This is a genomic window from uncultured Castellaniella sp. (assembly GCF_937988725.1).
Taxonomy (GTDB): Bacteria; Pseudomonadota; Gammaproteobacteria; order Burkholderiales; family Burkholderiaceae_B; genus Castellaniella.
In genome coordinates, this window is sequence record NZ_CALKHS010000010.1 from 504,292 (window position 1) to 516,055 (window position 11,764).

At 64.1% G+C, this 11,764-nt stretch carries 14 protein-coding genes; 1 reads left to right on the forward strand and 13 read right to left on the reverse strand.

The annotated features are described in order from the left end of the window. Positions 1–51: 51 nt before the first annotated feature. Genes Q0263_RS12775 through Q0263_RS12800 form a run of 6 tightly spaced genes read right to left on the reverse strand, consistent with a single transcriptional unit; the run spans position 52 to position 7,626 of the window. Positions 52–2,709 carry a host specificity factor TipJ family phage tail protein gene (locus tag Q0263_RS12775; protein ID WP_298016664.1) on the reverse strand — a complete coding sequence of 886 codons (2,658 nt, stop codon included), beginning with the start codon at positions 2,707–2,709 and terminating at the stop codon, positions 52–54. Beyond that, positions 2,699–3,091, reverse strand: a complete 393-nt coding sequence (locus Q0263_RS12780) for a hypothetical protein (RefSeq protein ID WP_298016667.1) — start codon at positions 3,089–3,091, stop codon at positions 2,699–2,701. Before Q0263_RS12780 ends, Q0263_RS12775 begins: the two co-directional genes overlap by 11 nt. Further along, on the reverse strand, positions 3,088–3,570 hold the full coding sequence (locus tag Q0263_RS12785; RefSeq protein ID WP_298016669.1) for a DUF1833 family protein: 483 nt from the start codon (positions 3,568–3,570) through the stop codon (positions 3,088–3,090). Before Q0263_RS12785 ends, Q0263_RS12780 begins: the two co-directional genes overlap by 4 nt. Next, complete coding sequence (locus Q0263_RS12790) at positions 3,567–4,037, reverse strand: hypothetical protein (RefSeq protein ID WP_298016671.1); 471 nt, start codon at positions 4,035–4,037, stop codon at positions 3,567–3,569. The genes Q0263_RS12785 and Q0263_RS12790 overlap by 4 nt, the downstream gene beginning before the upstream one ends. After that, entirely contained in the window at positions 4,034–7,033 is a 3,000-nt protein-coding gene (locus Q0263_RS12795) for a tape measure protein (RefSeq protein WP_298016673.1), read from the reverse strand. Before Q0263_RS12795 ends, Q0263_RS12790 begins: the two co-directional genes overlap by 4 nt. Further along, the gene (locus tag Q0263_RS12800) at positions 7,033–7,626 is read right to left on the reverse strand and encodes a DUF6246 family protein (RefSeq protein WP_298016676.1); all 594 of its coding nucleotides are present in this window, start codon (positions 7,624–7,626) and stop codon (positions 7,033–7,035) included. The genes Q0263_RS12795 and Q0263_RS12800 overlap by 1 nt, the downstream gene beginning before the upstream one ends. 19 nt (positions 7,627–7,645) lie before the next feature. Here Q0263_RS12800 and Q0263_RS12805 point away from each other — a divergent pair, with 19 nt between their 5' ends. Then, positions 7,646–8,050 (forward strand): hypothetical protein, encoded by a 405-nt coding sequence (locus tag Q0263_RS12805; protein WP_298016678.1) that lies wholly within the window; start codon positions 7,646–7,648, stop codon positions 8,048–8,050. Here the strand turns inward: Q0263_RS12805 and Q0263_RS12810 are convergent. From Q0263_RS12810 to Q0263_RS12840, 7 genes are all read right to left on the reverse strand, one after another. Next, complete coding sequence (locus tag Q0263_RS12810; protein ID WP_298016680.1) at positions 8,047–8,778, reverse strand: phage tail tube protein; 732 nt, start codon at positions 8,776–8,778, stop codon at positions 8,047–8,049. The two genes, Q0263_RS12805 and Q0263_RS12810, sit on opposite strands and share 4 nt — an antisense overlap. A 60-nt stretch (positions 8,779–8,838) precedes the next feature. Beyond that, positions 8,839–9,198 (reverse strand): hypothetical protein, encoded by a 360-nt coding sequence (locus tag Q0263_RS12815; RefSeq protein ID WP_298016683.1) that lies wholly within the window; start codon positions 9,196–9,198, stop codon positions 8,839–8,841. Next, complete coding sequence (locus Q0263_RS12820; RefSeq protein ID WP_298016684.1) at positions 9,191–9,583, reverse strand: hypothetical protein; 393 nt, start codon at positions 9,581–9,583, stop codon at positions 9,191–9,193. Before Q0263_RS12820 ends, Q0263_RS12815 begins: the two co-directional genes overlap by 8 nt. A gap of 8 nt (positions 9,584–9,591) precedes the next feature. Then, entirely contained in the window at positions 9,592–9,921 is a 330-nt protein-coding gene (locus Q0263_RS12825; protein WP_298016686.1) for a hypothetical protein, read from the reverse strand. 1 nt (position 9,922) lies between these two features. Next, the gene (locus Q0263_RS12830) at positions 9,923–10,315 is read right to left on the reverse strand and encodes a hypothetical protein (protein ID WP_298016688.1); all 393 of its coding nucleotides are present in this window, start codon (positions 10,313–10,315) and stop codon (positions 9,923–9,925) included. A 62-nt stretch (positions 10,316–10,377) separates the two neighbouring features. Next, on the reverse strand, positions 10,378–10,659 hold the full coding sequence (locus Q0263_RS12835) for a hypothetical protein (protein ID WP_298016690.1): 282 nt from the start codon (positions 10,657–10,659) through the stop codon (positions 10,378–10,380). A gap of 12 nt (positions 10,660–10,671) precedes the next feature. Next, the gene (locus Q0263_RS12840; RefSeq protein WP_298016692.1) at positions 10,672–11,757 is read right to left on the reverse strand and encodes a major capsid protein; all 1,086 of its coding nucleotides are present in this window, start codon (positions 11,755–11,757) and stop codon (positions 10,672–10,674) included. Positions 11,758–11,764 lie beyond the last annotated feature (7 nt).

Below are 11,764 nucleotides of genomic sequence, written 5' to 3' on the forward strand. Positions count from 1 at the left end.
GCCCAATAAAAAAGCCACCCGAAGGCGGCCTGGTAGTGGATTGAAGGGTGGTTATTCGGTCGGCGCGTTGTTGTCATCGGCGTAGACGCGCACGTCGTAATTGACCGCCGACACACTGACTTTCTCGGTGCCGGACGGCTTTATTTCTGTGATCAGCGCCGGGAAGCACCACTGTTCTGTCGCGCCGAAATACACGTGCGGCGGCTCGTGCTTGAGCGTGACGGCGGGCCAGGGCTGCGGGATGTCAGCGATCAGGCTGTATTCGTCTGGGCCAGGCGTTGCGGCCCACGGCCCCGCGATGGTGCCGTCAGGGCACCGGTAGGCCACGACGTGCGCCGCGCCCTCATCCCAGCGCAGCGGTTCACTGATGTGCAGCAGTGCGCCACCGGCAGCCGACTCAATGCCTTCCAGGATCGCGGACTGGCCGTAGCCTGGGACGTCATCGAACAGCGGCACGTAGGACAGATACTCGCTGTTGAGCGCGTCCATCTCCGTCTGGAAGCTGTAATCCCACAACCGGTATTTCGTCGCCCTGACCTTACGCATGCCGATGCGCCACGCTCGGGTGCGGTCTGTCACCCCGTCCAGTTTCAGCTTTTCCAGCTTCAGCCGCTGACTGCCGGGCAGCGAACAGATCACGGTCTGCTTCGTCCACGTTTCGCTGTCCGTGTATTCGACTTCCACGCCGTCCGGGTCATCATGACGATGGGCTTTGAACTGACGCTGCAGTGGCTTTGTCATGTTCTGCGGGCTGTAGGCCTGCTCGAACTGCGTGCGCGCGTCATCACGCACCGCGCGGATCTGGCCGTCCGAAATTGTCATTTCCGACATGCCGGCGCGCAGGACCAGGCCGAGGGCCTCCTTCACCGTCGTCAGATCGAAAACGTGATCGGCAGTCTCGCCCCGCGCCGTCCAGATCGCATGCAGCCGCCGCAGTTCGATCATGTCCAGGTTGTCATCGGTGTAGCCGATGGAGAGCGCGATGTAGCGCACGAACGCCGAAATGTCGCTGGTTGCGACCTCCGGGCCCCAGGTGCCGTCTGGTTGCAGCGTGGGCAGCATGCGCGTGGCCACGACGTTGATCTGATTTTCCGACCGTGCCGCCAGCCGCCCGCCTGAGCGTAGCTTGACCGCCATCGTGGTCCAGTTCGGATACCGCGTGGGCGCGCCGCCGATGCGGGCTTTCAGGCCGTACCAGTGGATCGTGTCCTGGATCGTCGTCTGCGTGCCCCCGGCGCCGACACGCCTCACACGCACGGCCGGGCGCATCTGAGGCACCGTCAGACGTTCGGTGAAACCGATCTGATCGACGGTCGCCTCGGTGTACGTTCTCCGCACGGTCGTGGACGGCCCTCCTCGGGCATCTCGATACTGGATTTCCACGGCGGCGGACAGGCTAACCAAGGACCCGTTTTCGTCGTTGATTCGCGCCAGACCCCGGGGAAAAAAGAAGTCGGCCTCCAGCACCGTCGTCAGCTCATTGCCGGGGGTCGCTATAAACTCGCTGGTCCATTCGCCGTAGACCGTGCCGCCGGCAAATGCGACGCGCACATTGGATTCCGCGCTGCTCTGAAAGCCGCCCGGCGACAGCGTGATCGACGTCTCACTGGCTACTGAGCCGATGGTGCGCACAATATCAGCGCCGAAAATCACGGCTTGATTCGGGCCTGGCGTTACCACAACGGGGTCACCGGCAGCATTGGAAAATCGCACCTTGCTGCCCACGACGGACCGAACCGTGTAAACAGCCCCGGATGCACGGGTGCCGATCCGCACCGACATGCCGACCGTCAAGGTGCCCAAGTGCCCGAAATAACCATCGAACTCGCTGACGTTCTGATACTCGATGGGCGGGCCCGGATTCTTGACTTCCTGCTGAGTCGTGATCGTGTAGAGTCGCGGATACTCCACGTACACCTGCGTGCCCGCGCCCCACCCCGACGGGAACACTCCAGACGACCGAGTGATGCTGGACGCCGTGAGCGTGTACGCAGGAGGGTCCGTATTGTTTCGGTTTGCGAATTCCGTGGATAGTTCCAGGCCAGCTGTACCGCTGGATGTGCCGCCAACCTCTTCGGCCGTGTGCCAGTGTTCAGCGGTCGTCTGCGCGGACAGATCGGCCCCGGGCACGTAGAACTGATACGAACCATCAGCGCCCAGGGCGGAGAACGGCGTGTCGCCAACTTTCACATCGGACGCCAGGATCGCGTAGCGCCCGGGGCCAACGCAGGCGTGGAACTGCAGCCACTGTTCGCGTTTGTTGACGAAGAATCGGCGCGGCGGCGTCAGGTATTCCGGGAACCGTTTGAAGCGGCCCGCCAGTTCCGGCACGGCATCACCCAGTTTCGCAGCGTTGGCTTTGGCCTGCGAAGCTTCCAACTGGCGACCCTGCGGCGTGCTGTAACTACCGGCATCAGCGCCGCCGGGCATCAGCCAGCCGAAGAGGAAATTGAAAATGCTGCCGATGGCTTTGAAGATGCCGCCGCCGGGAACCACACGGATTTCCACCTGGTCGGATACGGCCAGGACGCGGGAATCCCACGCATCCGCCGGCAGGGCGGCACCATTGACCGACGCCAGGACCGGCTGCGCATCCAGGCCGCGCCACTCGATGCCGTGCTTGTCGAACCAGGCGCCCAGCGTACCGGCCCACTCGTGGCGCTCGATCGGCTCGCCTTCAAGTAGAGACGGATAGACATCAATCGTCATAGTAGATCACTCGCGCAAAGCGCTTTTCGAAGGTAGCTGGCCGCGTCAGGGCGGGCCCTGTGCCTTCGTCGGTCTCTAGGACCCAGGGCCGCCCATCGGCTGCAATCACGATGCCCACATGCACACACAGACGCCCAGTCCAGGCCGTGGCGATCGCGCCGGGACGTACTGACACCTCGCGGAATCCGCCGTCGTCGCGCACAGTCAGGCATGCCGCCGTGAGGCCTTTTTTGTCCGCCGGGGAGATATCCGCGAAGGCCGGCAGCAGGGGTTTGTCGAACAGCCCTACCCTGGCCATCCGCACCAGCCCCCAACAATCGACATCCGTAGGCCCGCGCCCACCCCTCACATAGCGGGTCTGCAACAGATCATCCAGAGTCATAGGTAGCGGATCCCCGGCGCCGTCTCGGACGTGTACCGCTCGCGCGGCCAGGCCGCATTCAGCAGGTCATAGTAGGCGCCCTCGAATACCGCGTCGGGGCCCTCGAAGCTGCCGCCCACAATCGTCAGCACGACGGGTCGCCGCGCCGGCGTCGTGGGGTCGCTGGACAGGTATTCGCGGTAGATCATCGTCGCCGACTCGCCCGATTCCAGGGCGGCGTCGACGTACCGCTGGGCGCGGCCGGATACGCCCGAAACACCGAAGCGCAACGTCTGATTGCCCTTCGTGTCCTTAGACGGCAGCGCAACCGACAGAGGCCCCTGTTCAAACAGCTGCATCACGCCATCGACGCCCAACAGATGATCCTCGAAATCGGCAGCCACGCGCAGCGGCTCCAAACCCGGCACCAGGACCTCTAGGGACCCGATGATCACCTCGTCGGTCGGTGCGCTGGCATACACCACGGACAGGACAGTCATGGCTGATCCTCCGGCCATTGCCGATTCATGGCGATGTCGAAAATGCTGGCGCCGATGATGTAGTCCGGCAGCAGGCCCCAGCCCGGGGGCATGAGCGGGCGTTCGTAGACTTCAAGCGATGCCGTGACCTGCCAGTGATTGCGGCCCACGAGGTCCGGCCCCTGGTACATCTCAGCGAACCGGCACACCAGAGTGGACATGCCCAGCGGCGTCAGGCGCCGGATATTGAACCAGTCGGCGCCGTCCTGGATGCTTTCCTTGAACCAGATTTCAAAGGCCGCCGCCTCGTTCTCGGCAAACAGCCACATGAATTGCTGGATGCTGGGAACGCTCGTGAAAGATCGCCGCTGACGCGCGCGGCCCGTGGCCATGCCGGTGCGTGTGAACGGTTGAGCATGCCGGACACCATGATTCGAGCGCAGCGGATTAGGCAGGCCTTCGGGATAGTCGATATCGGTCGTAATCATCGCCCGCGCCTCTGGACGCCATAAGTCGATTCAATGGCGCCGGCCGCCGCGCCGCCGCCCCGGATGCTGGCAACAAACACATTCACGATGCGGTCCTCATCGCCAGCGTCGTCCTGCTGCACCTGGCCGCCCCTGGATGCGTCTTCGATCAGGTTCACGGTGATGTGTCCGCCGCCCCCGGCCTTCGTCGCGTCCTTGTTGCTGACGACCTCGCCGCGCTGGTTCGGGATCATGTACTGGCGGCCATTGGCCATGTTCAGGACCTCGGGATCACCGTTTTCGTTCACCCGATACATACCTCCGGGGGCGACAGGGCCGCCGTATTGGCGGCCGGCCACGCCCACGGTTGCGGCTGCGGCAATGGCTGGCGCACCCAAGGCACCGGCGGCGGCGGCGGCAGTGGCTGCAACAGCAGGGGCCAGCGCCGGGCCAACGATTGGAATTGCAGCAGTGGACGCAAAGGCAGCCTGAGCGGCCAGCGCGGTCGTGGCGGCGACCTGCCCGCTCACTGATGCTGCATACGCGGCGCCCGCCGCCGTTTGTGCGGCTTTCCCCATCACCCAGGCTTTGACTTGCGCAATGCCCATTTGAATGAACGACTGCACGACCTGGCCCAGGATGGTGTTGGCCAGACCTCGCGCCGCGTCAACGGCCGATGCCGTGCCAGACAAGATCCCAGAAAACACATTTGCCCCGGCCTGCCCCAATGCGTCCAGGCCGCTCATCATGGTTTCGTTCCAAACGGACTCGTTGCGGAAACGTTCTTCCTGCAGGGCAAGCATCGTCGCTTCATGCTGCTGGGCCAGCGCGCCGGCGTATTCGTAGTATTCCTGGTCGCTGATGACCTTGCGCGCCAGCATGTCCTGGTACGCGGCCAGCTGCTCCTCATACTTCGCCGTCTCGCCCTTGATGGGGTCCGCCTGGTTGATCAACTTCTGGTCGGCCTGAGCCTGCTTCAGATCGAACAACGCGCCGGCCAACTCCTTGACCTGGGCCACTTCCTCCGGCGTGGCGAACTTCGACAGCTGCGCAGCGGCCTTGGCCTGAGCCATTTCGCGGGATGCTTCGCTGGCGCCCAGCAGCTCGGTAGCCAACTCGCCGATGACCTTCGCATCTTCCTTGTGTGCGGCGACCGATTCCTTGGTTGTTTTGACGTCGGCCTTATGCGCGTTCTCAAGCTCGTAGATCTGGGTCGCCAGACGCTCGGCTTCCGCCCTTTCCTCCGCCGTCGCATTCGCTCCCAACTTCTGGATGGCCTGCAGTCGCGCGCGGGCTGCGCCGGTCAGCTTGGACAGTTCAAGCTGCTCGCGCATCGCCTTCAGGTTCTTTTCGAGCTCCGGATCGGCTTGCGCAGTCGGCCCAGACGCGGCCGCAGTGCGCCGGCCTTGCAGATCATTGATCTCCTTGGCGCGGTCATGCAGCTTGTCCAGGTTTTTCTGGGCTTCGCCGTATATCGTGCCCCAGCTCGACATCTGGGCGGTGATCTGTGCAGCCGCAGCAGATCCGGGCGCTTCTTTCGCAAGCTGGGCCTGCAGGTCCTTCAGCTTGTCCTGGGCCTCGACGGCCAGGCGAGCGGACTCCCCGATGCGCTCCTGAATATTGGCGGCGGCCGACGACAGGCCGGCATTGCTTAACTGCTTGAGCGATGCGGTCAGGCCATCCACGGATCCGGCCAGGCCGTCCACTTTGCCGGACGCCGACTTCGAGTCGCTGCCAAACGTCACGACCGATGCTGCAGCAGACGCCAGCAGCGCGATGATGCCCACAGGTCCACCCAGCAGTCCCAACAGACGCGACCCCACGGTAACCACAGCGGCCTGCGCGGCTTGCATCCGGGTAACCGCAGCGGCGTGTGCGGTTGCAGCAGCAGCGGCCCGACCGTGCGCTGCCGTCAGTCCGCTGGTGGCCGTGGCCTGGGCCAGCGCCGCCTGGGTGGCAGCCATATGGGCCTGCGCCAGCCGCAACTCCTCGGCGGCCTGCGCGCGGGCGGCCAGCATGGCCCGGCCGCTGGCGATAGCCGACGCCCCGAGTTGGGCGATATAGCGCGCCATCGCGCCGGCGCCAGCCACAACCAGCAAATTGACGACCGTTTCGATATTGTTGCCCAGGCCGACCAGGGCGGCAGACAGCAACTGTGTGGCGCCGCTTGAGCGATTCGCCTCACCCACGAAGACCGACAGATTGTTTTTCAGGTTGTTGAAGGCGTCCTTTACGGTGGTCGCCATGTCGTCGGCCGCCTGCTTGTTGTCGTCGAGCGACTTGCGCAGAGATTCGGACAACTCGCGGCCCGTGATCTTGCCCTGGGCGCCCAGCGCCAGAATCTCAGCCGTGCTGCGACCGGTGGACGCCGCCAAGTCATCGACGATGGTCGGCACAGCCGCCAGGATCGATTGCCAGCCGTCGGCCTCGACCTTGCCTTTGTTCAGCGCCTTGGTGACAGCGTCAATGGTGGTAGACGCCCGATCCGCCGCGGTCGCGTTCTTCACAAAGGCGTACGACAGACTATCCACGATATCCATGGACTGATCAGTGTCGTAACCCAGGCTTTTGAGCGTGCTGGCCGTCAGGACGTACAGTTCTTGGGCCTCAGACAGGCTGCGATATGTGCCGTTCGCCGTCGCCAGCAAGCGCTGCTGGACGTGCTCGTACTCGGCCTGGCTGGACGTGGCCATCGCAATGCGCTCAGCCATCTCGCCATAGGCGTCTGCCATCTCGATCAGGCCTTGGGCGGCGCGCAGCGACACCAGGCCGGCCAGCGCGCCATACAGCCCCGACACATTGCGCGTGGCGGCCGTCGATTCTGCACCCATGTTCTTGACGGCAACCGCCGTCTTCGTCATCTGGAATTGCGCCTGATTCGCGGCTTTGTCGGTCCTGCTGAACGTCTTGTTCAGACCGTCCAGCGACTTATCGACGGGCGCAACGCTGTCAAGTAGCTTGGATGTGTCGGCCTCGACCTCGTAGTAGATCGCGCCGACGTTGGTTCCGTCTGCCATCAGTGCGCCCCTTGCTTGGCCCGGCGGGCCGCCTCAACTCGCTCGAACCACTCCATGGTGGCTTCGTGCTCATCCTTCGTCGGTGCCCGCGCGCCCGGCGTGTCCTTGGATGACGGCGGGAACTTCGCCCGAAGTGCTGCGACAAGGCCGGTCATCGTCATGTGCCACGCCTCGCGCTCGGTCAGGCCCAGGTGGGCCATGGCCAGGGCAGCATGCTCGCGGGCGTCGAACTCGGTCATGTATTCCTGCTCGATATCAGCGCGGCGCGGCAGCGGCTTGGCAACGCCCACCACACCATGGCGCATCAACGACTGGGCCAGGGGGATGACATGGGCGGCCGGCGCGGTGCCGGGGATGTAGCAGATCGCATCGTCCCGTGCTTCGTAGAAGCCGAACAGGTCCGACACATCTTCATCTGCGCAGGCGAACACGACAGCCAGGCTGTCCATGAAGTCGCCGGCCATCACGCGCGCGAACGTCTCCACGATTTCGGCAGGTTCGCCCAGGCTGGCGATGGCCGCCAGCGACGGGCGCAACAGCACATCACGGCCCGCGTGAATGCTGATTTCGCCGATCTCGGTTAGGATTCTCATGTCACAGGAGTAACTAAAAATGAAGAAAATCGCAGCACTCGCGGCAGCCTTGGCTCTTGCCGGCTGCGCGTCATCGGGCGTCAAAGTCTCTGACGACCAGCTTTCCCAATTTCACGAAGGCCAGACGACGAAGCAGGAGGTAATCGCCGCCCTGGGCCAGCCCACGACGACTATGCGCAACATGGACGGCACCACGACACTGATGTACAGCTACGTTGAGTCCCGCGCCCGCCCCTCGACGTTTATTCCAATCGTTGGAGCCTTCGTCGGCGGGGCCGACACCAGATCAAACATGGTCATGATGATGTTTGACCACCAAGACATCCTGTCCCGATACACCTCGTCATCGAGCCAAACGGGCACCAGCACCGGTCTTGCAACCGACGCCGGCGGCCCTGTCGCGGACCAGCCCCGTAAGCCCTAGCTTACCGTCACCGCGCAACTGCCCGATTTCGTGGCGTCATAGGCGCTGGTGGCGGTGATCGTCGCCGTGCCAGCGCCCACCGCCTCGACGTGACCGTGACTGTCCACAGTCGCAACCAGCGCATCACTGGACGTCCATTTCACCTCGGGGCTGGTGCTGGGCACCACGGCAGCGGTCAGCGCATCCAGATCGCCCTCGACCATCGCCAGCGTGCTGGGCGTCACCGTGACGCTCGTGATCGTGACCGGCGCCGGCGTGTCTTCCACGATCAGGCCGAAGTCCGACGCCGTGGCGCTGGCTTCCATGCTGTAGGTCGTCACGTCGTCGAACGGCGCCGACCGGCTCATGGTCGTGATGATCATGAAAGCCGTGAAGGTCAGATCGGGAAACGTCATGCGCAGCCAGGCGGTGGGCTGGCCGCCGGTCGCCGCCGGATTGGCGACGTGCTTCGTCAGTTCGATCAGGTTCGCAGATCCGGCGCCGCTGGCCTTGCAGGTGCCGTCGCCCGAGATCGTGAGGGACTGGAACGTGGCCAAATTCTCGCGCAGCGCGCCGATGGAGTCGTCAGCCGTCGCATCGGTGGTTTCCCATTCCAGGTTGAATTCCTTGGTGCGCATCGAGCCGAAGCGCTTCCAGTCGGCCTCGACAGGTCGGGCGTCGCCGCAGCCAATGGCGTATTCCAGGACCACGTCGCGGCCAACGTATTTCGTGCTTTTGCAAATAGCCATGTCATGGCCTCCAAATGAAAAGCCACCCGAAGGCGGCAGGTAGATTTCGCCCGGAGGCGGTCAGAAAAGGATCTCGATGTCCAGCGCATACCAGCGCCGGTCGTCGGTCGTTGTGCCCGGCCCGGTCGGCTCGGAAATTCGGATATGCGCGGCTCCGCACGGTGGCGGGACGGACAGCGCGGCGGCGGTCAGAGCATCAGCACCATCTTTCGGCGGCCCCACCGACCCCTTGACGGCGCCCAGCAGGATCACGCGAAATCGCGGGCGGCGGTCGTCCACGTCCGGCTGCGGGCCGCCGTCGCCCTGAATCGAACAGATCGGGCTTTCCTCGATGCCCGGGCGATCCGTCCACATGCCCATGCTGTAGACCCAGGCCGACCCAAGGATCGCCTCGATCCAGGCTTTCAGTTCATCAAGCACGGTAGTGGGCCTTCAAGATTGCTGGGATGCTGCTCTTGATCTGGTCAAAGCCTTCGGACAGAAAGCGCGGGCTGGCGTTCGGGTCCCAGTAGTCGCCACGCCCGTCTGGCCTGGGCTGGCCTTTCAGCGTGCCCGGCGCTTCGTGGACAGCAAAGGCGTAGCTGGCCGTGTAGCCCGTTCGCCCGATGATCTTGTTGCGCTCGACCTTGATCTCAACGAAATGGCTGTTGATCAGGTTCGAGGTGTCGATCGGGGTCATCGTCGCGGCCATAGCGCCGCCCTGGGACAGAATGGCGGCAACAGTGCGATCCGTTGTCTTGGTCGCGATTTCTCGGGTGACGCGCCGGTAGTTGGCCTTGACCCGATCTATTCCTTTCACTGGCATGCTGCCCCCTACGCCGTTGCCAGCCGAAAATCCGGGCTATCAGGCTCGTCCAGGCTGGACATATCCCACTCGGTGACAGCTCTGATCTCTTCCCAGTCGTCGTGACCAGCGAGTTGGATCAGGTCCAGGTACTTGGGCCGCTTGTCCTCGGTGAAGATCAGGTGCTTGGCGACGAACTCCGCGCCCGACTGATCGCGCACCTGTTCATTGGCTGCCGTCCAGGTGCAGGCGATTTCGAAAGGCTCGCCGTAGGCGTTCGTGCCGTTCCAGTCGCCGCGCCCAGTGAAGGGCTTGATCGTGGCGGTGTTGGCATACGACCAGTTCGCTACGTTGGACACGTCACTTCCCCTGCATACAGCCGCCCGCGGCCACCCAGAACCCGGCAGCCGCCTTGGTCGGATCGGGCGGGATCAAACCGGTGGCGCAGCCGTGCTTATCCAGGCCGCGCAGCAGCGACATGGCGCCGCGCCAACGGTCGGCGAAGCCCTGATACCGGAAGGACCGGGACGCGCCGCTGGGTGCCGTCTGGCTGCTGATGTACTTGTCGCCCTGCCCCAGGCCCATGAGGCCCAGCAGATAGAGCTGGATCAGCAGGGCCGTGGCCGGCGTGTAGTGGGCGTCCAGACAGTCCTGGATGCTGTTGGCCTGCTCGACCAGCGCCGCCAGGACGAAATCGGGCAGTGTGATGCCCTGGCCTTCCAGGTACTGCTTGGCCTGATCGGTGGTCACCATGGCTCGATTCCAATAATTGGGATGCCCCGCCGAAGCGGGGCAAAAGAACCGCCCGCAGGCGGCTATTCGGCGGCGGTCTTCAACGGATCGCCGTCGGGCAACAGGGTCAGCAGCTCCGCCGCGCTTTGGCGGCCGTCGAACTCGATTCCCAGCTCCTTCAGCCGCTTGGCGATCTCGCCTTTGGTCGGAGGCTTGCCGCCGGCGCCGGGCGTGGCCGGAACCAGTTCGGCGGCTTCGCCACCGATGGGGCGGACGTTGGTCTTGAGCGCCGGGTGGAGATGTTTCAAGTCCACGACGGCACCCTTCTCGACTCCGTACCAGGGGCGAATGACGATGTATTTCATGTCGTGCCCCTGTTAGGTCAGATCGGCCGCGTACACAACTCCGGACAGGCCGGCATCGTCGGCCTTCACCTGGATGCCCATGGCGCCCATGATCTGGAAGTTGTAGTTGACGTTGGGCAGCGGACGCGGCAGCGGCACCACGCCCGTGGTCATGCCCACCAGGGGCGTCACCACATCGCGGCGGCGCTGGTAGCCCAACAGCTCGTTACCCGAGAGCGCATAGGTCATGCGGAACTCACGCACGTTCCAGCGCGGCCCGAAGACCTGCAAGATCGTGCGATCGGTCGCAATGCCGTTGCTGTCGAGGTACGGCGCGTTCAGGTTGCCGAAGATTTCCGGCGAGACCCACACCACGTCATAGGCGTCGACCCGGTTGGCGCGTGCCGTCTGGCCAAACGCACCGCTGGTGAAGAACTTGTTCAGGTCCGTCTGACTGGCCGTGGTCAGGTTGATCGCGCCGCCGGAGGCACCAGCCGTCTTCAGGTCGATCTTCTTGGTGTTGGCGTGATTGCGCAGGCCCTTGGCCTCGTAGCTTTCGACCTTGATCTTGTCGTTGCCATCGAGCAGGTACGAAACAAGCTTCTTGTTGTACTTGCGCAGCTTGGCTTCCTGGCTGTCCAGCACCAGGTCCAGGCCGACGGTGCTGAGGCCCGCGGCGTGGCGCCAGTTCACGCCGTACCCGGCCGTGAAGACCGGGATCGGGTCCCCGCCGGTGTTGTACTCGGTGTGGTCAAACGAAAACGGCGCCTGGCCGTCCAGGCTCACCGAGACATCGTCGGCGATGTCGCCCACCATGTTGTAGAGCTTGGCGGTCTTGCCCACCGGCAGGACCGTCTGCACCGCCAGCAGATCGGTCAGGATCTCCATGCCCGTTTCGGTGTCGCGCATCTGGATGACCTGGTTGTCGATCTCGGCCCAGAAGTCGCGCGCGAAACCTCCGACCGCATTGCACGCCAGCATGTCAGGCGTCATCTGGGCGCGATTGGCCTCGACCATCGTCCGGTGCTGGCGGTTGTAGATATTGCGGTTGGCCCACAGGTCCGCCCAGTGGCCGCGCAGGCGGCTGTTGGCCGCCAGGGTTTGGGGAGTGAAAAACATGTGTGAT